Origin of the sequence: Allokutzneria sp. A3M-2-11 16 (genome assembly GCF_024213555.1) — a bacterium.
GTDB lineage: Bacteria > Actinomycetota > Actinomycetes > Mycobacteriales > Pseudonocardiaceae > Allokutzneria.
The window spans coordinates 396647-422029 of the sequence record NZ_JANAVO010000003.1 but is presented as its reverse complement, the minus strand read 5'-3'; the positions used below and the strand labels follow the sequence as shown (position 1 = coordinate 422029).

The window sequence follows — 25383 nt, the reverse complement described above, 5'->3', positions numbered from 1 at the left end:
CCTCTTTCGCCGAGAGGGCAACATCCCGGGCCGACGAGCCCGGGGTTCCGGCGGAGGAGACTCGGCGAAGTGAGGTGTCCCGTGGACACGAACGTGAACTTCGGCGCGCGCCTTCGGGAGATTCGACAGGCGCGTGGCAAGTCCCTGCGTGTTGTCGCAGGACTTGCGGGGATCTCCGCCGGTCACCTTTCTCACCTGGAGAACGGCACCCGCGCCCTTGATCGAAGGTCCTTGATCGTCGACTTGGCGAACGCGCTCGAAGTCGCCCCGTCGGAGATCACCGGTCCGGGTGTCGTGACACCCGGCGATCTCGCCGAGGACCAGGCGCTCGGTCCCGTCAGGCTTGCGCTGCAGTCGATCAGCATGGGTGAACCACAAGGGAAAGTATTCCCTGTCGAAACGCTGTCTGTCCGAGCGGCATCGCTGCTCGATGCTCAGAGGGACTGTCAGTACGCCGAAGTCGGCCGAGCGCTCCCTCCACTACTTCGTGATCTTCACACGACGCTGGACGCGGGGCGCGACGTCCAGCAGGTGCTGCGATTGCTGGCGGTGATCCACGTCCAGGGCACACAGGCGTGGCTCACGGACATCGGGGCGAACATGGACCTCGGTTGGCAAGCCGCCACACTTGCGCGGGATGCCGCCGAACGCCTTGACGATCCGCTCGCGCTGGGCATCAGTGCCTTCGGGACAGCTTTCGGGTTGATGGGCGCCGGCGCTTTCGACCTCGCGTCACGAACGCTCTCGGCCCCCGGCGTGGGCACACGAACGTCGGACCACATGCAGCTCACCGGGATGCTGGCCCTGGCCTCCTCCCTTGTGGCCGCAGCGAAAAAGGACCAGGGCGAGCGTGTGGCCGCACTGGAGTACGCGGACGAACTCGCCAGGCGCTCCGGCGAGGGAAGCGCCCTGTGGCTTGGTTTCGGTCCCAGCAACGTCGGTGTCTGGCGAATGTCGGTAGCCCTTGAGGCCGGCGAGTACGCGACTGCCGCGAAGATCGCGCCGACCGTGAATCCCGAAGCGTTGTCCTCGCCCACACGGAAAGCGGCGTACTGGCGCGAATACGGTCGGGCGCTGGCTCGGCTTCCGAAACAGCACGATGCGGCTGTGATGATGCTCCGAGAAGCCGAGAAGATCTCTCCCACCCGCATCCACAGGCATCCGTTCATCCGCTCCGTCCTCAGCGAACTGCTCGCCAAGGTCAAGGGGAACGCCGTCCGCAGAGAACTCCGGGGCATGGCGTACCGCGCAGGGCTTCCCGTCTAGCCCTTCCGAGGGACTGTTGTCACGGTGACAACAGTCTGAGGACTGGGGTTCATAGCGTCCTCTACCTCTTGACAGAGGGAGAGGACTGCTGTGGCTAGCCCGGTATTGGAGCGAGAGGATGTCGCAGCCGGTGGCAACCACTACTGGTGGCCGGTCGGTGGGCAGCGGCACGCGATGCGCGGTGTGCTCGGGGATCACCGGCCTGGGGCGCTGGCTGCGAGAGCGTGCGGGGGCGAGGTGTTGATGCCGCCGCAAGCTTTGGACAATGAGCAGTTTCGGCTGCCGAAGTGTGCGCGGTGCGGCGAGCGACTGGGAAGACGTTGAGTCTGTTGTGGACAGTACGGAAGAAATGATGTTGACCGGAAAGGAAAAACCCTCGCGGCGAGGTTGAGGGTCAGCGGTCGACGCGCTGCCACGCGACGCCGGAGGGACGTCGGCCGGTGGCGGAGAACTCGCGGATCGCGGCGCGGACCTGATCGAGGGGGATCTCGGAACCCGCGGGAAAGGTGTGCGAGGTGTTCATGTAGTTGTAGAACACGGTGTCAGTGCGCGTGGCGTCGTCGCTGCGGGTGACCCACAGGCCCACTGAGTCGCTGCACTGGATCAGGCCACGGCCGGGCACGGCGCCGACACCGACCCAGAACTCGATGTCGGGCAGCTGGTCGCCTGCCAGGTCCTCGCTGCGGAACAGCGACACCACGAGCGGTTCGGGCCCGGTGGCGAGCCGGTCGAGAAGCTGGTCGACGGCGGTCTCGTCGTCGAGCACGAGTTCCTGGTCCTGGTCGATGTCGTACCAGGCCTGCATGGTGGTCACGGGGCCGTCCTCCTGTAAGTGCTGCGGTAACCCTCGGGGCCGTAGACGGTCAAGGACTCGCCAGGGCGCAGCAGCCGCGGCAACATCTTGTCGCATCCGAACGGGCCCGGACACGGCACGTTGTTGATGAGAAGCGTGGTGTGTCGCTGTCCGCCGGCACGCATCCGCACTAGGGCCTTGAGCTCCACATGCAAGGCGATGCCGAGTTGCTGCCGAAACCCGGCGTCGGTGATGAGCCGGTCCGCCTCGGCGCTGTCGGTATCGGTACCGGACACCAGGCGTCCGACGATCACGCCGTGCTCGTCGAGGAGGCGGCCGTGGGTGATCTTCTGTGTCTTGCTGGGCTGTCGCTTGGGCACCGGCGGCGGCAGGTCCGCGCGGGCCCGCTCGACCAGCTCGGCGATGCTCGGTTCGCCCGGCGGTTCCACGACCGCAGCCAAGGCTCCGCCGAGGCCGGTGATCCAGGACTCGACCCGGGCGGGCAGTTGGCGTAGCCGTCGCCGGACCGCGCGAAGGTTGTCCTTGGCTGTCTCCAGGAGGCCGTGGACCTCATCGCGGGCAAGGTCAGGGCTTCCTTCTGTTGCGTGATCCCACGTCGTGGCCGTCTCGTCGAGGGCATCCTCGGCAACGTCGACCAGGTCGAGCGGGAGCTCCGCCACAGCGGCCCGCGCGGTGGCGGCGACCTCAGCCCGGATGGACATTCCTCCAGGCTGCCGCGTCCAGAGGAGCGGGGCAATGCCCAACGAATGTGAAGATAACACTGAGTTCACACGTGCTCCGACGCTCAGCCTGGTCAGGGTGGAGCACTTCACGCGGCACGCGGGCGTTCCTCACGTGGTGTTGGGCGCAGCGTGTTGCGCCGACCACGGGCACTGCCGTCTTCTCCTCCGCATGACGGAGACGGTGACGCGGCCTTCCCTGGTGGAGCGCTCAGGTATCCCGCGCCCCCTGGCGTGGGGCTTCCTCGGCGTGCTGATCTTCATGATCGGCGACGGCGTCGAGGCGGGTTACCTCTCGCCGTACCTGGTGGCGCAAGGGCTCTCGACCCAGCAGGTGGCGCTGCTGTTCACCGTGTACGGCGTCACCGCGGGCATCGCGGCGTGGCTCTCCGGCGCGCTGTCGGACCTGTGGGGCCCGCGCCGGGTGATGGCGCTGGGCCTGGTCGTCTGGGTCGTGTTCCAGGTGCTGTTCCTGGTGGTCGCGGTGCCGACGATGAACTTCCCCTTGCTGCTGCTGGGATACGGGCTGCGCGGGTTCGGCTATCCGTTGTTCGCATTCGGGTTCCTGGTCTGGGTGGCCGCGGCGACCCCGCGCGAGCGGCTGGGCACGGCGGTGGGGTGGTTCTGGTTCGCCTTCACCGGCGGCCTGCCGACGCTGGGTTCCCTCGTGGCCAGCGGGCTGATCCCGGTCATCGGGCCGCTGGCGACGCTGTGGGTGGCGCTGGCGCTGATCGTCCTCGGCGGGCTGATCGCGCTGCTGCTGGTCCGGGAGCGCACCGGCTTCCACCGCCTCGCCCCGGCGGGTGAGCGCCCGCTGGCGACCCTGCTCGGCAGCGTGAGCATCCTGTGGCGCAACCCCAGGATCGGCGTCGGCTGCCTGGTCCGGGTGATCAACACCGCCCCGCAGTTCGGGTTCCTGGTGTTCCTGCCGCTGTTCTTCACCGAGACGATCGGCTTCACCCTCGGCCAGTGGCTGCGGCTGCTGACGGTCATGTTCGCCACCAACATCGTGTTCAACCTGATCTTCGGGATCGTCGGCGACCGGCTGGGCTGGCGCCGCACTGTGGCGTGGTGCGGCGGCGTCGGGTCGGCGCTGACGATCCTGTTGCTCTACCACGTGCCGGTCGCGGCGGGCCCGCAGTACTGGCTGGCGCTGCTGGTCGCGGCGGCCTACGGGGCGACGCTCGCGGGCTACGTGCCGCTGTCGGCGCTGATGCCGTCACTGGCGCCCGAGCACAAGGGGCAGGCGATGGCCGCGCTGAACCTCGGCGCGGGCGCCAGTGTGATGGCCGGTCCCGCCATCGCGGGGTTGTTCCTCGGCCCGTTCGGGGTGCAGGGCGTGATGGTGATCTTCGCCGTCCTGTACCTGGTCAGTGCCGGGCTGACGCTGTTCCTCAAGCTGCCCGACGAGTGATCACTTCTCCCCGTCCGCCAGTTCCGTCGAGCCGGAGGAGATCCGAGGGGCGCCGGTGCCCAGCTCGGGGGTGCCGGTGCCCAGCGGACCCGGAACCTCCTTGCGCGCAACGGCTTCCGCCTCCTGCACGGCCTTGGCGACGTGGGGATCGGGCGCGGTGTCGAACCAGCCCGCGGTCTCCTCGTCGTCGGCCTCGGGGCGCGAGGTCGTGTCGTCGGCGGGAGGCTCGTAGCGGAACACGCCGTCGTCGCCCTTGTCGCCGAACATCTTCGCGAAGCCCTGCAGCGCGTCGCCGAACTGGCTGGGCACCATCCACACGGTGTTGGAGTCGCCCTGCGCCATCTGCGGCAGCGTCTGGAGGTACTGGTAGGCGAGCAGTTCCGGCGTCGGCTTGCCCGCCTTCACCGCGGCGAAGACCTTCTCGATCGCCTTGGCCTGGCCCTGCGCCTGGAGGTAGCGGGCGGCGCGCTCGCCCTGGGCGCGCAGGATGCGGCTCTGCCGCTCACCCTCCGCGGAGAGGATCGCGGCCTGCTTCTGGCCCTCCGCGGAGAGGATCGACGCCTGCTTCTGGCCCTCGGCGGTCTTGATCGACGCCTCCCGCTGGCCCTCGGCGGTGAGGATCATGGCGCGCTTCTCCCGGTCCGCGCGCATCTGCTTCTCCATCGAGTCCTGGATGGACGGCGGCGGGTCGATCGCCTTGAGCTCCACCCGGGAGACGCGGATGCCCCAGCGGCCGGTGGCCTCGTCGAGCACACCGCGCAGCTGGCCGTTGATGGAGTCGCGCGAGGTCAGCGTCTCCTCAAGGCTCATCCCGCCGACCACGTTGCGCAGCGTCGTCGTGGTCAGCTGCTCGACGCCGATGATGTAGTTGGAGATCTCGTAGACCGCGGCGCGCGGGTCGGTGACCTGGAAGTAGACGACGGTGTCGATGGAGACCGTCAGGTTGTCCTGGGTGATCACCGGCTGCGGCGGGAAGGACACCACCTGTTCGCGCAGGTCGATCCGCGCGCGCACCTTGTCCAGGAACGGCAGCAGGAAGTTCAGGCCGGGCGCGGCGACCGCGCGGAACCGGCCGAGCCGTTCGATGACGGCGGCCTGCGCCTGCGGGATGACCAGGACCGCCTTGGCGACCGTGACCAGTACCAACAGCACGATGACCGCCACCACGACAAGCGTGACAGTTGCTGCGTCCACCTACATCTCCTCCGACCAGACGATCGCCGTAGCCCCGGAAATGCTCATCACCGTCACGGTGCTGCCGGGTTCCAGCACCTGGGTCTCGTCGTAGCTGCGGGCGGTCCACACCTCACCGCCGAGCTTCACCTGGCCCCCATGACTGTCCACAGTGGACAGCACAACGGCCTTGGCCCCGACGAGCGCCTCGGTGTGCATCTTCATGGTGTCGCCCGCGAGCAGCCGCCGTTTGATGGCGGGGCGGGCGAGCGCGATCAGGGCGACCGAGGCGACCCCGAACACGATCGCGTCGACGAGCAGGGCGGCCCCCAGCGCGGAGGAACCCGCGGCGGCGAGGGCGGCAAGGCCGATCATCAGCAGGACGAAGTCCCCGGAGAGCACCTCGGCTGCGATCAGCAGCACGCCGGCGATCAGCCACACAAGAGCGGCCATGCCCTCATCGTGGCAGAACCGCGCCCCCGCTGTCCTCCGCAACGCCCCACGTGACCCACGCGTGATCTTCGATCAGGACGGCACCGTGACGAAGTCGATGAGGTGTTCGACGGCGCTGAGCAGCGGGGACTCCAGGTCGCGGAAGCCGCTCACCGAGGAGAGCACGCGGCGCCAGCCGTCCGCGGGCTCGCCCCAACCGAGGCGCGCGCAGACGCCTTCCTTCCACGGCGTGCCCTTCGGGATGGTCGGCCACGAAGGGATGCCGAGCACCGAAGGCTTCACGGCCTGCCAGACGTCGACGTACGGATGCCCGGTGACCAGCACGTTCGGGTCGGCCACGGCGGCGACGACCCGCGACTCCTTGCTGCCGTCGACGAGGTGGTCCACCAGCACGCCGAGCCTCCGCGTCGGCGCGGGGCCGAACTCCGCGACCAACGCGGCGAGGTCGTCGACGCCGTGCAGCGGCTCCACCACGATGCCCTCGACCCGCAGGTCGTGGCCCCACACGCGCTCGACGAGCTCGGCGTCGTGGATGCCCTCGACCCAGATCCGGCTCGCGGCGGCGGTGCGAGCGCGCAGGCCGTCCACCTTCACCGAGCCGGACGCGCTGACCCGGGGCGCAGCGGCCACGGCCGCCGGGCGCACGAGGGTCACCGGCTGGCCGTCGATCAGGAACGCGGCCGGGGTCATCGGGAACAGCCGTCGTCGGCCCGCGGCGTCCTCCAGCAGCACCGAGCCGGACTCGACGCGCACGACCGCGCCGCAGAAACCGCTGTCGGGGTCCTCGGCGACGACGCCCGCCTCGGCGGCCACCTCGGGGACGACTCGCCGTTCGCGCGGAGTGGACAGGATGTCCTTGCCGTAGTTGAAGGAACGCACGACGCGAACCTACCGGTATCCTTGACCAACGTGTCTGTTCCCAGTGCCACCATGGCCGTGTGGGCCTCCGCGTGGCTGCACGGCGCGGCCGCGGCCGACGACGTTCTCGACGCCCTGACGGTGTGGGGCGAGCTTCAGGAGGTCGTCGCCGCCGACCACGAGACCGCCACTCGCACGGGCCTGCCCGTCGACGGGGAGCGCGCGGCGGGACCTGCGCTGTGGCTGGCGGCCCTGCGCAGGTCGGGCGCTGACGGCGCGGCGCTCGTGCTCCCGGTTCCCGGCGATGTCCGGGGTCTCGGCGGAGCCGGCCCGGCGATGCCTCCGGCGCTGGAGCGCGGCGAGGCGGTCGTGTTCGCGGGCGCGGGCCTCGCGGCGGTCCCGGACGACGTGGCCGACGGAGTGCTGCGCTGGACGGTGTTCCCGTTGCCCGGCTCCCCCGGGGCGGACCACACCCCGATCGGGGAGGCGGAGCACGGGATGACGATCGCGGTGCGCGAGGCCGCGGCGACGCTGGTGTCCCTGGACGTCGCGCGGCACCGGCCGAACGTCCGGGCGGAGATCGCCGAGTTCATCTCGGCCCGGCCGCGGCTGGCGTGGCCGCCCGCGATGCCGCCGCGCTCGCTGCGGGTGCTGGAGCGGGCGAACGAGGTCGAGGCGATCCTCCGCGCCGCGCTCGGCGACGACGCGGGCGGCGCGGTGTCGGCTTCGGCGGCGCGGGCGCGAACCGAAGCGCTCAAGCCGTTGTCCGACGCCGTTCGCGGGGCTCGCCGTGTCGCGATCGCGGAGGCGGTTCGACAGCTGAGGCACTCACCGCAGGACATCAACGGCGGCTGATTGTCGGTGGGCGGGCTTGTTCGTCGGCCTCGGCGTCCGGCTCGCCTTCGCCGACCACCGCTGGTGCGGAGCAGGACCTTGCCGCCACCGGGTCCGGCGGCGCGTTCCAGGTCGAACTCCGCCACGATCAACGGGCTCGGGTCGAGTCCGTCGCCCAGGGCTCGGACCGCGTCGGTGATCTCGTCGACGAGCGCACGGGTGATCGCGAGCGGCGAAGCGGCCACGTCGGCGGCGATCACTCGCGCCGCACTCGCGCGCTTTGCCGCAGCGACGTCGATCCCCCATGGCTCGCCCGTGCGCCGCGGCGGCTTCGGCGTAAACCGCTTGGTGCGCGCGGTGAAACGCTCCGAGTCCAAAGTGGTCACCAGTCGTGCATCGAACCGTCGAGGCGGCGCGCCACCGGGAGATAACGGGGGTCGTAGGGGAACTTCGCGGCGGCTTCGTCGTCGTAGCTCACGCCGAGCCCGGGTTCCTCCGAGGGCAGCAGCATTCCCTTCTCGAAGCGGACGCCGCTGTGGAACACCTCGTCGACCTCGTCCGCGAAGCCCATGTACTCCTGAATGCCGAAGTTGGGCACGGCGATGTCGAGGTGGACCGCGGCGGCCAGGGTGACCGGGGAGAGGTCCGTCGCGCCGTGCGAGCCGGTGCGCACCTGGTACAGCGCCGCGAGGTCGAAGATCCGCCGCAGGTGGGTGATGCCCCCGGCGTGCACGACCGTGGTGCGGACGTAGTCGATCAGCTGCTCGGTGATCAGGTGCTGCACGTCCCAGATCGAGCTGAGGTTCTCCCCCACGGCGATGGGCGTGGTGGTGTGCTGCCGGATCAGCCGGAACGCCTCCTGGTTCTCCGCCGGGGTCGGGTCCTCCATCCAGAACAGCCGGAGGTCCTCGACCGACTTGCCGAACCGGGCCGCCTCGATCGGGGTCAGCCGGTGGTGGATGTCGTGCAGCAGATGGAAATCGAAGCCGAAGCGGTCGCGGACCGCGGCCAGGTAGCCCGGCGCGAAGTCCAGGTACGCCTCGGTGCTCCACGGTTGTTCGTCGGGCAGCGCCGTGGCGGCGGGCTCGTAGACCTTGCCCGCGCGCACGCCGTAGCTGCCACCGATTCCCGGCACGGCGGCCTGTGCGCGCACCGCGAGATAGCCGAGTTCTCGGAAGCGGGCGACGTCGTCGAGCAACGACTCCACATCGGTGCCGCTCGCGTGCGAGTAGACCATCACGCCGTCGCGCGAGCGCCCGCCCAGCAGCTGGTAGACCGGCAGTCCCGCGACCTTGCCCTTGATGTCCCACAGCGCGGTGTCGACGGCCGCGATCGCGGTCATCGTCACCGGCCCGCGCCGCCAGTACGCGCCCCGGTAGAGGTACTGCCAGGTGTCCTCGATGCGGGCCGGGTCGCGCCCGATGAGCAGGGGCACGAGGTGGTCGCGCAGGTACGACGCGACCGCCAGCTCCCGACCGTTGAGCGTGGCGTCGCCGAGCCCGGTCACCCCGTCCGACGTGGTGATCCTGAGCGTGACGAAGTTGCGGCCGGGCGAGGCGACGAGGACCTCAGCGCGCTCGATCGTGCTCACGACCCCTCCTCCGTTCTGATGAACCAGTACTTGTATACAAGATCCGGTCGATCGACGTTGTCAAGGCCGCGGCGACCCTATGATGGGCGCCGTGGCCAGCTCAGCCGGGAAGAAGTCCAACCGCCGCGAGGTCTACGAGGCGCTCCGCCGCAAGGTCCTGACCATGGAGCTGCCGCCCGGCGCCGCGCTGTCGGAGAACGAGCTGGCCGCCGCGATGGGCGTCAGCCGCACACCGGTGCGGGAGAGCCTGATCCTGTTGTCCGAAGAGGGTTTGGTGCAGGTCTTCCCGCAGATCGGGTCTTTCGTCTCGCGGGTGGACCCGGAGAAGGTCGCCGACGCCCAGTTCCTCCGCGAGGCCGTGGAGCTGGCCGCCCTCGAAGACCTGCCCGAGGAGCTGGACCCCGCCCTGGTCGCCGAGCTTGAGGCCAACCTCGAACAGCAACGGCGGCCCGGCATCGACCTGGAGGAGTTCTTCGCGCTCGACGAGGCTTTCCACCTCGGCTTGCTGCGCCTCAGCGGTCACGCCAGCGCCTGGGCGACCGTCGTGGCCGCCAAGGGTCACCTCGACCGCGCCCGCCGCCTCGGCCTGTACGACGCGCAGTCCCCGGCGGAGTTCGCCGACCAGCACGTGGAGATCTTCCGCTCCGTCCGCCGCGGCGACGCCGATCTGGCCCGCCGGGCGATGCGCGTCCACCTCCGGGCGGTCTTCGCCGACATCGAACGCATCCGCGCGCGCTCCCCCGAGCTGTTCGCGTCCAACTCCGCTTCGGTTCCCACCCGTCGCAACGTCGTCGTCTGGGAGTAGACCGGCGGGAACAACGGGTCCACCCCACCCCACGCGCACACCTCTTCTTGCACTGAGGTCGCTAGAGAACTTCCGTTTCGTACTCTTGCCGGGATTTGGGAGCGCTCTCTTCCCCGTTATGAGTACGAAACGGGGTTACCTAGGTTGCGGCCGCCGCGGGTGGGGTGCGAGGGCGGTTGAGGCGCATGGGCACAGTTTACGTGGTGTGCGGGGTGCACAACGACACCCTTGACGGGATCAACACCTCGCCGCTGAACGGCACTGCGCTCGACCACGATTGTCCACTATGGACGCTCGTCGGTTCAGAAGGGTGCGGGTTCGGCGATGGGCTCCAGTTCGGTTTCGTAGACCTTCCCCCTGGGTGAGGTCCACACGTGCCGTCCATCGTCGAGGTTCTCGCAGCGCCAGCTGGTTTCGTGCTTCATCCGGTGGTGGTGCCTGCACTTCGGCCGCAAGTTCTTGACCGTGGTGTTGGTCCCGTCGTAGCGGCAGCAATGGTCCAGGTCGCAGCGGTGTGCGGGCTGCTGGCAGCCGATCGCGGTGCACCTGGGGAACCGGGCCGCGATGAGTTCCCGCTGCTTGGCGGTCGGCCGGTAGACATCGCTGACTTCTTCGGCCATGCCGGTGACGGGGTCGGTGAGGATGCGCTTCCAGATCCCACCAGCGGCGACGTCGCGGGCGATCTCGGCGGGCAGGGGTCCGTAGCCGTGCAGCATCGCCGGGTCATCGTTCATGCCGATGACACTGGTGACGGGCATGGTCAGATACACCCGAACCTCACCCTGGGGAGCGCCGGTTTCCTTGCCCAGCAACACATCCATGGCTACGTCGGCGCGCTTCTGGTCCAACGTCCGGTCATCCTTCGGCAACGCTCGGGCGATCCGATCGATCCGGTCATAGATCAACACCCCCTCCAGCGCGGGTACCACGAAGCGGAGCGAGGACATGCCGTCATCGAGATCGCGCTTCTCCACCGCCCGTTCCTTGGTCGCCTTCTTGTGCCGACGCAGCGCGGCATCCGGGTCGAGCTTGTGGATCACCGTCTGAGCATGCCTGCGCACCGACGTGTACGTGCGAGTTTCCGCGTATTCCAGGAGGTCGTCTTCGACGATCACCTTGTGGCTCTCCGAGAGGACGCTGATCTGGTCCAGGATCAGTAGCGCCTTGCTTTCGTCGATCCGGCCTTCGGCCATCGCCAACAAAATCGCCGGACGCTCGGTCAGTTCGTACCCGCGCGACAACATCGCATCCGCCTTACGACGGGAGATCGCGAGTTCAGGACCGACCTCCGAACCCATGTAGTTGTAGTCACCACCCTCGACCTGATTCATGTAGTCCCGGCACGCGACAGCAAGATCGGCCTTCGCCGCGCTCAGTTTGCGACTGGCAGCCTTGATCGCATCGAGCAATTCACCATGGGGCATAACCACATTTTATCGCGCGAAAATAGTCGATCATGGCTCTAAGGAGTGAATTTCCCAAGCGCCCCAACACATTCTCGATTCTCGCGTGGTTGCGGAACTTCTCCGGCACGCAGTGCACGAGGACGGCATGGTCGAACACGTCGACGCTGAGCCAGACGCCTGGCGGCGCCAGGCCTCAGCGAACGCAAGCCATCAACCCAACCGAATCAGGCTGGCCAGTCCAAAGCCACAAGCTCACACCGCGGCAACCCCAAGCTCAACCCCGATAGCCACAGCCAACTCCACCGGACTGCGCCCACCCACCCCCGCACTCCCGATAGGCGACCGAAGCCGAGCCAGATCACCATCCGACGCCCCGGCCGCACGCAACCGCCGTACCCGATCCACATGAGTCACAGCGGACCCCATAGCCCCGACGTAGCCACAGGAAGCCGCGAAAGCGGCCATGATCGCCGGAACGTCCACCATCGGATCATGGCTCAGCACAGCCACGGCAGAGCGGCGATCCAGGACCAGACCATCCAGTCGGGGCACGACGTCGCAGGAGATCTGCGCCGCGAAAACGGGTCGGTGCTCGACGACGACCACGCGCCAGCCGAATGAGGAAGCCAACTGCGCCAACGGGTTCGTCACGGCGGTCGCGGAAACGATCACGAGCAGCGGCCGGGGCGCGAACCCGGCGACGAACGTCGAGCCATGCAAAGAAAAGCCTTCACCAGAGGACCACGACAGGCTGTGCGACCCGGTCGAAAGGTCCGTGCTCAGCGTAACCGCCCGATCGGACACCACGGCAGCGGCGGCGGTCAGCAGTTCGGGGTAGACGGGCTCGACGAGCACCCGCAGCTGACCGCCGCAGGTCAGGCCGACGCCCATCAGGGATGGTGGGCCGTACTCGCGGATCTCGGCGACCCCGTCAAGAAGGACTCGTTCCGCGACGGCGACCACGTCGGAATCCACGCAGCCGCCGCTGATCCAGCCGCGCACGGTGCCGTCCCGCCACACCACCATCGCCGAGCCGACCGGCAGCGGGGCGCTGCCGGTCTTGTCGACGAGGGTGGCGATGGCGGCCGGTTCCCCTTGGCGTTCAAGGAGGTCCGGGAAGATCGACCTCACAGGAGGCGCCGCGGGGTGATCGGCAGGTCCCGGATGCGCCTGCCGGTGGCGTTGAAGACCGCGTTGGCGACCGCGGCGGACACACCGATCGAGCAGATCTCGCCGAGCCCCTTGGCGCCCAACGGATTGGAGTTGTGGTCGGGCTTGTTGACGAAGTGCACGTCGATCTGGCCGATGTCGGCGTTCACCGGCACGTGGTAGTCGGTGAGCGCCGGGGCGAGCGCGCGACCGGACACGGGGTCCTGCCGGAGCTCCTCCATCAGCGCGACGCCGATCGACCCGATGATGCCGCCCTGCGCCTGGTTCCGCGCCGTCTTGGTGTTGAGCACGATGCCGCAGTCGATGACCGCGAGGTGGCGCACCACGCGGACTCGCGGGAGGTCGCGGTCGATGCGGACCTCGGTGAAGTGCGCGCCGAACGTGGACGTCTCGTACTGGCTTTCCGCAGGACTGTACTTCCCGTTGCCGCGCAAGGGGTTCACGCGATTCCTGGTCAGCAGCACGGCATAGGTCTCCCCGCGCCGGGGGTCGGCCTTGGCGAACAGCCGCCCGTCGCGGACGTCAACGGCGTCCTCCGCGAGCCCGTGCAGCGGCGATCCCTTGTCCCCCACGGCGAGGCGGATCGCGGCGCCGCGGGCGTCCTGGGCCGCCAGGCGCACCGCGCTCCCGTTGCTGCCGGAGGTGATCGAGCCGAAGGTCGGTGCGCCCGGCGGCAGATCGGTGTCGCCCACGGTGATGGTGACCTTGTCCGGCGCCACGCCGAGCGCGTCGGCCGCGACCTGGATCATGGTGGTCAGCGTGCCACCGCCGATGTCCTGCGTGGCGGTGCGGACGACGACGCCACCGTCCGTCCTGATGTCCACTGTGGACTCCGCGGCGCGGTGGTGCTCCACGCGGCGGGCGGTGGCCATGCCGTAGCCGATCAGGTCGTTGCCCTCGCGGCGCGTGCCGGGACGCCGATCCCTGCGGTGCCAGCCGAAGCGCTCGGCGCCGATGCGGTAGCACTCCAGGAGGTTCTTGCCGCTCCACGGTTTCCCGCTCTGCGGGTGCACATCGGCGTGGTTGCGGCGGCGCAGCTCCACCGGGTCGGCGCCCAGCTCGTGCGCGAGCTCGTCCAGCGCGCACTCCAGCGCGAAGCTGCCGGGGCCGTCGCCCGGCGTGCGCATCGCTGTCGGCGTGCCGAAGTTCATCCGCGCCAGGCGCACCCGGGTGCGCAGGTTCGGCACCGCGTAGGTCGCGACCGAGGACAGGACGGTGTTCTCCGGGCGCTCGGCGACGAAGGACGTGGAGTTGGTGCTGTCATGGGTGATCACCCGCAACCTGCCGTCGCGCTCGGCGCCGATCTCGATCCGCTGCACGGTCGGCGGCTGGTGCCCGGTGGTGGTGAACATCTGCTTCCTGGTGATCACCACCTGGACCGGTCTGCCGAGGCGCCGGGCCGCGAGCGCGACGAGCAGGGTGTGCCCCCAGACGTGCGTCTTCGCCCCGAACGCCCCGCCGATCAGCGGGCACACCAGCCGGACCTTGTCCTCCGGCAGGCCGAACGCCGTGGCCACCAGGCCGCGGTGCACCACGACGGCCTGGCTGGTGTCATAGAGGGTGAGCTCGTCACCCTCCCAGGTCGCCGTGGTCACCGAGGGTTCGATCGGCGCGTGGCTGATCAGCGCGGTGCGGTACTCCGCCTTGACGCGCACCGGAGATCCGGCCAGCGCCTCCTCGGGGGTACCGCGGACGGTCTCCTGCGGGAAGTTCACGTAGTTGCCCTGCGCCGCCACATACGCCGACGGCAGCGCCTTCTCCAGCGTGGGCACGGGTTTGCCCGCCTCGTACTCCGCCTTGACGAGCGCCGCCGCGTGCGCGGCCTGCTGCCGGGTGGAGGCGACGACGATGGCGATGTGCTGGCCCGCGTGGTGGATCCGGTCGTCGGAGAAGGGCATGCGGGTCTCGCCGAAGTACGGGATGGCGGGAACGCGATGCCACGTCGGCCGGTCGAGGTGGCTGAACACACCGAGCACACCCGGTGCCGCCTTCGCCGCCGACACATCGAGCGAGCGCAGCCTGCCCGCTGACACCTGGCTGCTGACGAGCGCCGCGTACGCCATCCCGGGCAGCACCACGTCCGCGGTGTAGCGCGCCGCACCGGTCACCTTGTCCCTCGCCTCGACCCTCGTCAGGGCGGCGCCGATCCCCTGCTCGCTCACGCGTTCCCCAGTTCCGTCAGCGCCCGCCGGACTACCCTGCGGACGAGTTCGACCTTGTATTCGTTGCCAGGACGGGGTTTCGCGCCCTCGGTTGCGGCGTCACCCGCCTTCGCGATGGACGGCGCGGTGAACGGCTTGCCGACCAGTTCCCGTTCCGCCGCAAGGCATCTCCACGGCTTGGCCGCCACGCCGCCGAGCGCGATCCGTGCGGAGCGGACGGTTCCGCCGCTCACCTCCACCGCGACGGCCGCCGAGACCAGCGCGAACGCGAAGGAGGTCCGGTCGCGGAACTTCAGGTAGTGCGAGGGCGGTGCCGGGGGCAGTTCGATCGCGACGACCAGCTCGTCCCGGCGCAGCGCGGTCTCCCGCTGCGGGGTCTCCCCCGGCAGCACGTGGAACTCCTCGATCGGGATGCGGCGCGCTCCTGCGGGTCCCTCGACGTGCACGACCGCGTTGAGCGCCACCAGCGCCACCGCGCAGTCCGACGGGTGCACCGCGACGCAGGACGGGCTCGCCCCGAACAACGCGGTCTGCGCGCCGTCGCCGTTCAGCGCGGCGCAGCCGGAGCCCGGGTTGCGCTTGTTGCAGTCGAACTCGGGCAGCCGGAAGTACGCGCACCTGGTGCGCTGCAACAGGTTCCCGCCGAAGCTGGCCCGGTTGCGGATCTGCGGCGACGCCCCGGAGCGCAGGGCTTGGACGAGCCCGGGGTACGCGCGGCGCAACCGGCTGTCGTCAACGGCGTTGCGGCACATCGCTCCAATGTGGACACTGCCGTTCGGCTGCCAGGACAGGCGGTCCAGGCCGAGCCGGTTAACGTCGACGAGTTGGCTCGGCGCGCGGACCCCGTCCCGCAGCAACGTCACCAGGTCGGTGCCGCCCGCGATCACCTCGGCGCCCGGGTCCGCCCCGAGCGCGCGCACCGCCTCGCCGACCGAACCCGGGCGGGAGTAGTGGAACGGTCGCATCAGCGCTCACCCCTCGCCGCGTCGGCGACCGCGTCGACGATGTTGGAGTAGGCCGCGCAGCGGCACAGGTTCCCGCTCATCAGCTCGGAGATCTCGGCTCGCGACGGCCGGGGGTTCTCCTTCAGCAGACCCACCGCCGAAGTGACCTGACCGGAGGTGCAGAACCCGCACTGGAAACCGTCGCGTTCGGCGAACGCGCGCTGCACGGGATGCATTTCCCCCTTTGCCACCAAACCTTCCACAGTGGTGATCTCCTGACCGTCGTGCAGGACCGCGAGGCTGATGCACGACAGCACCCTGGTGCCGTCGAGCAGCATCGTGCACGCGCCGCACGCGCCCTGGTCGCACCCCTTCTTGGGACCGGTCAGGCCCCACTGGTCACGCAGCGTGTCCAGCAGGCTCGCCCGGGGATCGACCGGCGCCGACCTGCGGACACCGTTGACGGTCAGCGTCACCGGCAGCGTCTCCTGCGGGGCGGGCGGCGCCGTGGTGGGCGCGGCGAGCCCGACACCGACCCCGGCGAGCGCGGTCCCGGCGACGCCCGCACCGACCGCGCCGACGAGGACGGTGCGGCGGTTGGGTCCCGACGGTTCCGGTTCTCCGGCAAACGTGGAAGCCTTTTCTCGCATTTCTTCACACCCATTTCACAATGCTGACCAAAAGCCCGGGAACGCGTTCAGTCTCATGGGCGGCAATTGAAGTTGTCCAAGACAGGAAACGAATCGAGCGATACGGAATGGCTATCATCCGAGGTATGGAGCTGCGCACGCTGCGGTACTTCGTCGTGGTCGCCGAGGAACTCCACTTCGGTAGGGCGGCCCAGCGGCTGCGGATGTCCCAGCCCGCGCTGAGCCACGCGGTCAAGGGGCTGGAGCGCGGCCTCGGGGTGGCACTGCTGACCAGGGACTCGCGCCGGGTCGAGCTGACCGAGGCCGGGCGGGAGGTGCTGGTGAAGGCGCGCGCCGTGCTCACCGCGGCCGAGGAGGTGGACCGCGCGGCCCGGGAGTACCGCGACGGGTTGCGCGGCCGCATCCGCGTCGGGTTCCTGTGCAACGACGCCGGTTACCCCGAGTTCGCCGAGCTGCTGCGCCGGTTCCGCCTCGCCGAGCCGAAGATCGCCCTGGAGTTCCAGCGCTTCGACTACCACGACCAGCCCGCGTTCGTACTGGACGGCCGCGCCGACATCGGGCTGCTGTGCATGCCGACGCCGCCCGAGGGGCTGCACGTGGTCCCGGTGACCGTCGAGGACCGCGTGGCCATGCTCGCGGTCGATCATCCGTTGGCGCACAAGGACATCCTGACCTTCGACGATCTCGCCGAGGTGCCGGTGCCGACCTACCGCGCGGAGGTTCCGCAGGTCTGGCAGGACTTCTGGCGCGTCGACCCGCGCCCGGACGGCCGCAGCCCGGTGCCCGGCCCCCGCGTGGACAACCCGGAGACGCTGCTGGCCCAGGTCGCGCAGAGCGGCTGCGTGGCCTTCGTCGCCGAGCACGTCTCCCGGCACTACGAGCGCCCAGACCTGGTCAGCCGCCCGGTCGTCGGCCTCCTCCCGCGGACGCTCGCGCTGTGCTGGGCGCGGGGCAACACCAACCCGGCGCTGAGCGCGTTCACCGACCTGCTGCACCAGAACGATTTTCACCATTCGGGGGCCGCCGATTCGTCCACTGTGGACTCGTCCGCGAAAAAAGTTCGCCCACAGGCCCTGACGAGCCACAATGGACAGTGGTGATCGTCCGGCCTTCAGCGTCTTCGATGACCGGGCCAAGTCACGACGAGGTAACAGGCACAGTGGTGGAGAAGTTTCCACTCGATGAAAGGCACGGCCATGGACCAGTTCGACCTCGACGTCAACGTCACCACCCCGCGCGAGTTCGGCGACTCGGAGACCCTCGCGAAGACCGCGATCTTCCAGTGCCCCACCTGGCCCTGCTGATCACGCTTCCGGCCCGGTCCTGATCGCAGACTTCGAAAGGCACCACGATGAACCCGGACCTGGACCAGTTCGACCTCGACGTGCGCGTGTCCACGCCGCGCGAGCAGGCGGACGGCTTCGCCACCGGTGGCACCACCACCCTCCGGTCGTGCTTCACCTGCGGCGGTGGGCAGTGCGGCATCACCACCTCCGCGCCGGGTAACTGATCACGCGGCGGGACCCGGGCCGGAGTCCGGGTCCCGCTGTCCGGTCTGCCGGAAGCCTAAAATTCGGGGCTCCGATCGTGTATTGCCCGCGACGGTGCCCGGGCCGGAACGTCCCTCCTTGTTGTTGTCCGACAAGGAGAGGTGCCCATGAATCCGGATCAGGCAGCGCTGGACCAGTTCGACCTCGACGTCCGGGTGACCGCGCCCGGCGAGCAGCACGACGCCGAGGCCATGACCTTCACCCAGGTCATGTGTTCCCTGCGGTGCACCATCTACCTCTGCTGACCACGTACTGAGCCCCGGGTGTCGCGGCCGCGCCGATCGCCGCGACACCCGGCCCTGCGCACTGGGACGCACAAACGATCGGGCAAGGAGTGATGCGGGTGCACCCGGCCCTGGCTGAGCGTGCGCGGGACACCGCGAGGCTGATGCTGACCCGGCTGGCCGACCCCGTGGCGGTCGCCGACGCGGTCGCGGCCTCCCGGCAGCGCGCGACCCACCCCTTCGGCTGGGGCGGACCGGGACTGTTCACCGGACCCGCGGGCAGCGCCGTGGCCTTCCAGGCCGCCCACCGCGCGTTCCCGGCCGAGGCCGCGCACTGGCGCGGACTGGCCCACCAGCACCTCGTCGCCGCGGCACAGGCCAGCTTCTCCGCACCGCTGAGCCATCCCGGCCTCTCCGCGGGCACCGCCGGGCTGGCCTTCGCCTTCGCGGACTCCCTGCGCGAGGAGCCCCGCTACGGCGGCACGCTCGACAAGCTCGACGTCCAGCTGGCCGAGCAGGTGGTCGACTCACCGAGCTGGCGCTCGGACGACGGCGTGCGCGACAGCGACTACGACGCGATCTCCGGAGCCGCGGGGACGCTCGGTTACCTCATCACCGTCACCGATCCGCAGCCCCTTGTGCGGCAAGCGATCGACGTGCTGATCGATGATCTGGTGTGGCTGTGCGAGCCGGAGCGCTGGTTCATCCCGCCACGCCTGTTCCCGCTTGAGTCCTATTCGGACAGATATCCCCACGGTTATGTGAACACCGGCCTGGCACATGGCATTCCCGGCCCGCTGAGCGCGCTTTCCCTCGCCCACCAAGCCGGATATCACCGGGGCGGAATCGTGGAGGCGATTCGGCGCACCGCCGACTACCTCGTCGACCTGCCGTGCAAGTGGCCCGCCGGTGTGCCGCTGACCGAGTCCGGCACCGAGGACCGTGATCATCTCGAACCGGGCAGGCTCGCGTGGTGCTACGGCGCCCCCGGTGTGGCGTCCGCGCTGCTGAACGCCTCCGTTTCCTTGCGGGACAACACTGTTCGCGCTGTCGCGGTGGACGGGTTCGAGTCCGCGCTGCGGAGCTTCGACGGCCTGCCCGAGGTCCCGCTGTGCCACGGCGCCGCCGGGCTCATCCCCATCTGCGCCGTCTTCTCCGAGCACAGCGCGGTGGCCCGGGACAGCGTCGGGGAACTGGCCGAGCACGTGCTCTCGCACTGCGACGAGGACGCGCCGCTGATCGTGCGCGGCGACGGCATGGACGATCCCTCATTGCTCACCGGCTCGGCGGGAGTGGCGCTCGCGCTGCTCACCGCGACCGGGGACATCGACAAGCGGTGGACTCGCGCACTGCTGCTGGCATAGCGGTTCGAAGGAGAAGGTCATGACCGAGTCGGTCTACCGCGCGGCGGGGTTCTTCATGGTGCGCACGCCCACCCTGCCCGCGGACGAGTTCCTGTCGATCACCGGTGGCTCGGCCGACGACGCGCGACGGCGACTGCGCGAACTGGCCGAAGAACCGTTGGTGCGACAGGCTTTGCACGTCGCGAGCCCGAGCCTGACCGCGGGTCTGGCCCACCTCGGCGGTTCCTCCAAGAAGTCCGCGCGCGCGTACTCCTCCCTGCTCCGCTACCTGGCCAGGATGTCCACCCGGCCGACGCCGTACGGGCTGTTCTCCGGCATCGGGGTCGGCCGGTTCGCCGAGCGGACCACGCTCGCGCTGGCCGCCGATCCGGTCGGGCGCACCCGCACGCGCGCGGACCTCGGCTGGCTGCTGACCGTGATCAAGGGCCTCGACGAGGACGAGGCGTTCCCCGACGAAACCCGCGTCGCGGTGCACCCGATGCTCTACCAGGTCGGCGACCGAGCCGTGCTGCCCTACGCCGACGTGCACGGGCAGGCCGACAACCGCAACATCGGCTTCCGGCTGACCGCGCCCGCCGCGATCGCGGTGCGCATGGCGGGCAGGCCGGGCACCACGGTCGGCGACATCGCGCGGCGCATCGTCGAGGAGGTTCCCGGCGCCACCGGGGCGAAGGCCCGCGGCCTCGTCAAGCAACTCTGGGACCTGCACGTGCTGACCAGCGACCTCCGCCCGGCGATGACGGTGGCCCTGCCGGAGCAGGACCTCCTCAAGCGCCTCGACCAGGGCGAGGTGCGGGACGGCCTGGAGCGGACGCGTGCGCTGGCCACCGCCGTCGACGAGTGCGCGGGCCGCGCGGACGTGTCCACTGTGGACGAACTGGTCCGGCAGCAGCGGGCAATGGCGCCGGAGCACACCAAGGACACCTTCCAGCTCGACACCGCGCTGGCCATCACCGACGCGGACCTGTCGTCCCGGGTCGCCGCGGATGCGGCCGAGGCCGCGGAACTGTTGCTACGAGTGGGTTCCTCGGCCAAGCGCCGACCGCACCTCGTCGAGTACCACACCGCTTTCCTTGAGCGGTACGGGATCGGCGCGGAGGTCCCGGTGCTGGACCTGCTCAGCCCGGAGCGCGGCCTGGACGCCCCGGCGACCTACACCATGCCGACGCGCACGACCCCGTTGCCGCGCATGGCGAACGAGCGCGACAACTCTCGCGATCTGATCCTGATGCCGGTACTGGCCGAGGCGTTGCGGAGCGGTCAGGACGAGATCGAGCTGACCGATGAGCTGCTGGAGCGGCTCACGACGTGGCGGCCGACCGGGGAACAGGCCCGGTGCCGCCCCTCGCTGGACCTGTACGCGCAGGTCGCGGCGTCCTCCCGCGAGGCGGTGGACTCCGGTGACTACCGGTTCGTCGTGGCCCCCGGCACGATGACGGACGGCGGTCGCACGTTCGGCAGGTTCTTCGACCTGGTCGACGGGTCCGCGCTGGCCGAGCTGCGCGAGTTCGCCCGCGCGGAGGAAGCGCTCTGCCCCGATCTCGTTTTCGCCGACCTCAGCTACGCCTCACCACGGGGCCGCAACGGGAACGTGGCGGTGCACCCGCAGGTGCGCAGCTACGAGATCTGCGTGAACACCGCGCCCTCCGTGCCGGAGGAGAATCAGATCCTCTTGTCCGACATCGTGGTCGGCGCGACGGTGGACCGCTTCTACCTGCGCTCGCGGCGGCTGGACAAGGAACTCCGCGTCACCCAGGGGCACATGCTCAACCCGTCGACCGCGCCGAACGTCTGCCGTTTCCTGCTGGAGCTGTCGGAGGACGGGTTCGCCCCGCTCGCCGACTTCGACTGGGGCGCGGCCACCGCTTTCCCCCATCTGCCCCGCGTGCGGCGCGGGCGGATCGTGCTCTCCCCCGCGCGCTGGCACCTGTTCACCCACCAGTTCCCCGAGGACGGCGCCGAGTTCGCAGAGTCGCTGAGCCGCTGGCGCGCGGAGTGGCGGGTGCCGCGGCACGTTTTCCTCGCCGTGTTCGACAACCGGCTCGCCCTCGACCTGGAGCACCCGCTCTGCGTGGCGGAGCTGCACGCCGAGCTGGCGCGGGCCAGGCGAGCGGACCAGAAGCGGCCGGTCGTGCTGCACGAGCTGCTCCCGGACTTCTCCCAGGCGTGGTTGTCCGATGTGGACGGTCGCGGGTACTTCTCCGAGATCGTGGTGCCAATGCTGGCCAGGACCGAGGAGTCGGTGCGGCGCAAGCCGGTCGCGCTCGATCCGCCCGCGCACGGTGCGGCGTCCCGGCGACGACTGGCCGGGGATGAGTGGATCTACCTGAAGCTGTACTCGGCGCTGACCCAGCACGACGACATCGTCGGCGGACCGATGCCCGAGCTGGCCGCGGCACTGCGCGCGGAAGGCGTGGTGGACCGGTGGTTCTTCATCCGCTACGCCGATCCCTACCCGCACCTGCGGTTCCGGCTCCACGTGCCCGATCCGGGCGCCGTCCCCGGCGTGCTGGCGCGCGTGCTGGCCTGGGGGAAGCAGGTCGTGGAAGCCGGGCTGGCCAACGACATCGCGCTGTCGAGCTACGACGTCGAGCTGGAGCGCTACGGCGGACCGGAGGCGTACGACGCGGTGGAGGCCACCTTCGAGGCCAACAGCGCCGTCTGCGCGGGCCTGGTGCGGTACCTGCGCGCCAACCCGGACCTCTCGCCGGACGTGGTGTGCACGATGGCCCAGCACTCCCTGTACCGGGACTGGGGTGCCGCTCCGTCTACTGTGGACACCGTGCCGGATGCGATGCGCACGCGGTTCAAGGAAGTCCGGACGCTGTTGTGCGACCTGCTGGAGCCCTGGGACGCGCACCCCGATCCAGTGGCGCGGCAGCACCTGGACGCGCTGACCACCATCCTCGCCGGGCAACGGGAAAGCCTGCGCGCGGCCGGGGAGCGCGTCCGCGAGCTGGCCGCCGCCGGTCGCCTGGTGGGCACGGAGGGCCGCGTCCTCGGCAGCCTGGCGCACATGCAGGCCAACCGGTTGCTGGGCATCGACAACGAGCGGGAGAACGAGTGCTACCAGCTGTGGTCGCTCGCCCTGCGCCTGATCAAGGGACGGCCCGCATGAAGGACCGGGGCAACTGGGCCCGCGCGCTGAGGCTGCTCTGGGAGGTCAGCCCCTGGCACGTCGGCGGCGTGATCACGGTGGCGGCGCTGGCATCGCTGCTGCCCGCGGCCACGGTGCAGCTGACAACGCTGGCCGTGCAGGGCGTCGCGGACGCCGTGGCCAGCCGGGGCGCGCCGGCCGCGGTGGACAGCGCGTTCACCGCCGGGGTGGCGCTGTGCGGGCTGATGGTGCTCACGCACGTGCTGGCGATCGGCCGGAACTACCTGGAAACCCTGCTCCAGCTGCGGATGTCCAACACGGTCAACGAGCGGATCATGGCCAAGGCGACGCGGTTGCGGCTGGAGCACTTCGAGGACTCCACCACCTACGACCGCCTCCAGCGGGCCAGCCGCGAGGCCGCCTACCGGCCTTACCAGATCTTCGCGCACCTGATCACCACCGTCTCCAGCGCGGTGTCGCTGATCGCGGTCAGCGTGGTGCTGCTGTCCTGGAACGTCGGCGTGGCGATCGCGATCCTGTTGGCACCGCTGCCTTCCATGGCCAGCAGGGTGTTCTACAGCCGGGTCGGCTGGAAGATCGAGAACGAGCGGTCGGCCGACCGCCGCCGGGCGACCTACCTCCAGTTCCTGGTGACCAACGACCGCTCGTTCAAGGAGACCCACCTCTTCGGGCTCGGGCCGCTGTTCCTCGGCCGCTACCGCGACCTCATCGACCGCTTCTACCGGGTCGACCGCGACCTGGAACGCAAGCAGGCCGTGGTGTCCGGGGCACTGGGCCTGCTCAGCGTCTGCGCGGCGGTCGGCGCGACGCTCTACGCGCTCCAGGTCACGATGGCCTCCGGGCAGGTCGGGCAGTTCGCCGGTTACCTGTCCGCGATCACCCTCGTGCAGTCCACCGTGCAGGCGCTCTTCGGCGGCATGGCCATGCTCTACGAGCACAACCTGTTCCTGGGCAACCTGTTCGGCTTCCTGGACATCGAGGAGGGCGGTCCGGCCTGCGGCACGCGCCCGTTCCCGCCCGTGCTCAGCCGGGGCATCGAGTTCCGCGACGTCTCCTTTACCTACCCCGGCACCGAAACCCCGGTGCTCTCCGGCCTCAACCTCGTGCTGCCCGCCGGGAAGTGCGTCGCGCTCGTCGGCCAGAACGGCGCGGGCAAGACCACCCTGGTCAAGCTGCTGGCCCGGTTCTACGAGCCGACCGGCGGGCAGATCCTCATCGACGGCGTGCCGCTGACCGAGTACGACCTTGCGGACCTGCGCGCCAACATCGGCGTGATCTTCCAGGACTTCGTGCAGTACGAGGCGAGCGCGCGGGAGAACATCGGGTTCGGGCGGGCCAGCGAGCTCGACGACACCGCCGCGATCCGCGGTGCCGCCGGCCGGGCCGACGCACTGTCCTTCGTGGAGGATCTACCGCAGGGGCTGGACACCCAGCTCGGCCGGTGGTTCGCCGGGGGCAGCCAGCTCTCCGGCGGCCAGTGGCAGAAGGTCGCGCTGTCCAGGGCTTTCCTGCGGGACGCGCCGATCGTGGTGCTCGACGAACCGACCGCGGCCATCGACGCCGCGGCCGAGGCGGAGATCTTCGCGCGGATGAGCGAGATCGCCGGGCGCGCGACCACGCTGCTGATCGCGCACCGCTTCTCCACCGTCCGGGCCGCCGACCACATCGTCGTCATCGACCACGGCCGGGTGCTCGAAGAGGGCACGCACGGCGACCTGATGGCGACGGATGGCGTCTACGCCAACCTTTTCCGCCTCCAGGCCGCCGGTTACCTCGACGAGCCGGTCACCTCGTAGGGCGGCGTTGCGGCTCGCAGCACAACGGCGCGCACGGGGCTCCGTTCACCGTGCAACCCCCGTGCGGCAGCGCGGAAAGCCTGCGCGGGGCAACGCCTTCGGTGTGCTCGCGGATCAGTTCCACGACGAGCTCGGCGAAGCGCGGGTCAGGTCCGGCGGTTCCGGCGCGCGCCCACGCCATGCCCAGCTTCTCCGCGTGCTCGCGGGCTTCGGTGTCCAGGTCCCAGATGACTTCGAGGTGATCGCTGACGAAGCCGATCGGGCACGCCACCACCGCGCTGACGTTGTCGCGGTTGAGCGCGTCGAGGTGGTCGACGATGTCCGGCTCCAGCCACGGCACCTGCGGCGGCCCCGACCGGGACTGCCAGACCACGTCGTAGTGCGGCATGTCGGCTTCGAGCGACACCAGGCGCGACGCCTCGGCGATCTGCCGCGAGTAGCGGTGACCACCCTCCGCGGGCGGACCGGACGCGCGATCGGCGCTCGTCGGCACGGAGTGCGCGGTGAAGACGAGGCGGGCGGCGGCGCGCTGGGCCTCCGGCAGCTCCGCGCGCGCGGCGAGGACCGCGTCAGTGCACGCGTCGATGAACAGCGGGTGATCGTAGAAGTGCCGCAGCTTCACCAGTTCCGGCGCTGACTCGCCGACCGCGGCGCGGGCGCGCTCGATGTCCTCGTCGTACTGGCGGCACGCGGAGTAGCCGCCGTATGCGCTGGTGGCGAAGACGAGCGCGCGCTTGACGCCGTCCTCGGCCATCTTCGCGACGGTGTCCTCCACCATCGGGTGCCAGTTCCGGTTGCCGAAGTAGACAGGCAGGTCCATGCCGCGGCGGTCCAGCTCGGCGCGCACCGCGTCGATGATCGCCAGGTTCAGCCGGTTGATCGGCGAGACGCCGCCGAAGTGCTGGTAGTGCTCCTCGACCGCGTCCAGCCGCTCGGGCGGGACACCCCGGCCGCGCACCACGTTCTCCAGGAACGGCCGGACCTCGTCCGGTCCCTCCGGTCCGCCGAAGGACAACACCAGCACCGCGTCGAAGCCACTCACACCACCCATCCTCCCCCTCACCACCCCACC

The 25383-nt window shown here is 69.9% G+C and carries 23 protein-coding genes; 11 read left to right on the top strand and 12 right to left on the bottom strand.

Annotated features, from left to right (window positions below; translation table 11 throughout):
• Positions 1-81: 81 nt before the first annotated feature.
• Positions 82-1266 carry a helix-turn-helix domain-containing protein gene (locus tag NLX83_RS23695; RefSeq protein WP_254237323.1) on the top strand — a complete coding sequence of 395 codons (1185 nt, stop codon included), beginning with the start codon at positions 82-84 and terminating at the stop codon, positions 1264-1266.
• 394 nt (positions 1267-1660) lie between these two features.
• Here NLX83_RS23695 and NLX83_RS23690 read toward each other — a convergent pair whose 3' ends face one another.
• Together NLX83_RS23690 and NLX83_RS23685 are read right to left on the bottom strand one after the other, a co-directional pair.
• Complete coding sequence (locus tag NLX83_RS23690) at positions 1661-2071, bottom strand: Imm1 family immunity protein (RefSeq protein ID WP_254237470.1); 411 nt, start codon at positions 2069-2071, stop codon at positions 1661-1663.
• A 5-nt stretch (positions 2072-2076) separates the two neighbouring features.
• On the bottom strand, positions 2077-2781 hold the full coding sequence (locus NLX83_RS23685; protein ID WP_254237322.1) for a DddA-like double-stranded DNA deaminase toxin: 705 nt from the start codon (positions 2779-2781) through the stop codon (positions 2077-2079).
• A gap of 190 nt (positions 2782-2971) precedes the next feature.
• Here NLX83_RS23685 and NLX83_RS23680 point away from each other — a divergent pair, with 190 nt between their 5' ends.
• Entirely contained in the window at positions 2972-4213 is a 1242-nt protein-coding gene (locus NLX83_RS23680) for an MFS transporter (RefSeq protein WP_254237321.1), read from the top strand.
• Here NLX83_RS23680 and NLX83_RS23675 read toward each other — a convergent pair whose 3' ends face one another.
• The 3 genes from NLX83_RS23675 to NLX83_RS23665 all read right to left on the bottom strand — a co-directional run bounded on the left by NLX83_RS23675 (position 4214) and on the right by NLX83_RS23665 (position 6718).
• Positions 4214-5407, bottom strand: coding sequence for an SPFH domain-containing protein (locus NLX83_RS23675; protein WP_254237320.1), 1194 nt, complete (start codon positions 5405-5407; stop codon positions 4214-4216).
• On the bottom strand, positions 5408-5839 hold the full coding sequence (locus NLX83_RS23670; RefSeq protein ID WP_254237319.1) for an NfeD family protein: 432 nt from the start codon (positions 5837-5839) through the stop codon (positions 5408-5410). It abuts the gene before it with no gap.
• A 72-nt stretch (positions 5840-5911) separates the two neighbouring features.
• Positions 5912-6718: a DUF3097 domain-containing protein gene (locus NLX83_RS23665; protein WP_254237318.1), complete on the bottom strand. Its 807-nt coding sequence runs from the start codon at positions 6716-6718 to the stop codon at positions 5912-5914.
• Between the two features lie 30 nt (positions 6719-6748).
• On the opposite strand from NLX83_RS23665, the gene NLX83_RS23660 reads away from it, so the two are divergent.
• Positions 6749-7552: a hypothetical protein gene (locus NLX83_RS23660; protein ID WP_254237317.1), complete on the top strand. Its 804-nt coding sequence runs from the start codon at positions 6749-6751 to the stop codon at positions 7550-7552.
• A gap of 361 nt (positions 7553-7913) precedes the next feature.
• Here NLX83_RS23660 and manD read toward each other — a convergent pair whose 3' ends face one another.
• A complete protein-coding gene (gene manD / locus NLX83_RS23655; RefSeq protein WP_254237316.1) occupies positions 7914-9122 on the bottom strand; it encodes a D-mannonate dehydratase ManD in 1209 nt (402 codons plus the stop codon).
• A gap of 91 nt (positions 9123-9213) precedes the next feature.
• On the opposite strand from manD, the gene NLX83_RS23650 reads away from it, so the two are divergent.
• A complete protein-coding gene (locus tag NLX83_RS23650; protein WP_254237315.1) occupies positions 9214-9927 on the top strand; it encodes a GntR family transcriptional regulator in 714 nt (237 codons plus the stop codon).
• Between the two features lie 302 nt (positions 9928-10229).
• On the opposite strand, the gene NLX83_RS23645 is transcribed toward NLX83_RS23650, so the two are convergent.
• The 5 genes from NLX83_RS23645 to NLX83_RS23625 form a co-directional block, all read right to left on the bottom strand.
• On the bottom strand, positions 10230-11336 hold the full coding sequence (locus NLX83_RS23645; protein ID WP_254237314.1) for an HNH endonuclease signature motif containing protein: 1107 nt from the start codon (positions 11334-11336) through the stop codon (positions 10230-10232).
• A gap of 249 nt (positions 11337-11585) precedes the next feature.
• Positions 11586-12464 carry an XdhC family protein gene (locus NLX83_RS23640; RefSeq protein ID WP_254237313.1) on the bottom strand — a complete coding sequence of 293 codons (879 nt, stop codon included), beginning with the start codon at positions 12462-12464 and terminating at the stop codon, positions 11586-11588.
• Positions 12461-14665, bottom strand: a complete 2205-nt coding sequence (locus tag NLX83_RS23635; protein ID WP_254237312.1) for a xanthine dehydrogenase family protein molybdopterin-binding subunit — start codon at positions 14663-14665, stop codon at positions 12461-12463. Before NLX83_RS23635 ends, NLX83_RS23640 begins: the two co-directional genes overlap by 4 nt.
• Positions 14662-15630 carry an FAD binding domain-containing protein gene (locus NLX83_RS23630; protein WP_254237311.1) on the bottom strand — a complete coding sequence of 323 codons (969 nt, stop codon included), beginning with the start codon at positions 15628-15630 and terminating at the stop codon, positions 14662-14664. Before NLX83_RS23630 ends, NLX83_RS23635 begins: the two co-directional genes overlap by 4 nt.
• Positions 15630-16259: a (2Fe-2S)-binding protein gene (locus tag NLX83_RS23625; RefSeq protein ID WP_308209363.1), complete on the bottom strand. Its 630-nt coding sequence runs from the start codon at positions 16257-16259 to the stop codon at positions 15630-15632. The genes NLX83_RS23630 and NLX83_RS23625 overlap by 1 nt, the downstream gene beginning before the upstream one ends.
• Positions 16260-16384: 125 nt before the next feature.
• Between NLX83_RS23625 and NLX83_RS23620 the strand changes: the two genes are divergently transcribed.
• The 7 genes from NLX83_RS23620 (at position 16385) to NLX83_RS23590 (ending at position 24311) form a co-directional block, all read left to right on the top strand.
• Complete coding sequence (locus NLX83_RS23620; RefSeq protein WP_254237310.1) at positions 16385-17359, top strand: LysR family transcriptional regulator; 975 nt, start codon at positions 16385-16387, stop codon at positions 17357-17359.
• An 81-nt stretch (positions 17360-17440) separates the two neighbouring features.
• Positions 17441-17563, top strand: a complete 123-nt coding sequence (locus tag NLX83_RS23615) for an FDLD family class I lanthipeptide (protein ID WP_254237309.1) — start codon at positions 17441-17443, stop codon at positions 17561-17563.
• A 47-nt stretch (positions 17564-17610) separates the two neighbouring features.
• A complete protein-coding gene (locus tag NLX83_RS23610) occupies positions 17611-17769 on the top strand; it encodes an FDLD family class I lanthipeptide (protein WP_254237308.1) in 159 nt (52 codons plus the stop codon).
• Between the two features lie 147 nt (positions 17770-17916).
• Positions 17917-18054 carry an FDLD family class I lanthipeptide gene (locus NLX83_RS23605; protein WP_254237307.1) on the top strand — a complete coding sequence of 46 codons (138 nt, stop codon included), beginning with the start codon at positions 17917-17919 and terminating at the stop codon, positions 18052-18054.
• Between the two features lie 92 nt (positions 18055-18146).
• Positions 18147-19397, top strand: coding sequence for a lanthionine synthetase C family protein (locus tag NLX83_RS23600; protein WP_254237306.1), 1251 nt, complete (start codon positions 18147-18149; stop codon positions 19395-19397).
• Positions 19398-19416: 19 nt separating this feature from the next.
• On the top strand, positions 19417-22515 hold the full coding sequence (locus NLX83_RS23595) for a lantibiotic dehydratase (protein WP_254237305.1): 3099 nt from the start codon (positions 19417-19419) through the stop codon (positions 22513-22515).
• Positions 22512-24311 (top strand): ABC transporter ATP-binding protein, encoded by a 1800-nt coding sequence (locus NLX83_RS23590; RefSeq protein WP_254237304.1) that lies wholly within the window; start codon positions 22512-22514, stop codon positions 24309-24311. Before NLX83_RS23595 ends, NLX83_RS23590 begins: the two co-directional genes overlap by 4 nt.
• On the opposite strand, the gene NLX83_RS23585 is transcribed toward NLX83_RS23590, so the two are convergent.
• Positions 24301-25362, bottom strand: a complete 1062-nt coding sequence (locus NLX83_RS23585) for a ferrochelatase (RefSeq protein WP_254237303.1) — start codon at positions 25360-25362, stop codon at positions 24301-24303. The two genes, NLX83_RS23590 and NLX83_RS23585, sit on opposite strands and share 11 nt — an antisense overlap.
• Between the last annotated feature and the right edge of the window lie 21 nt (positions 25363-25383).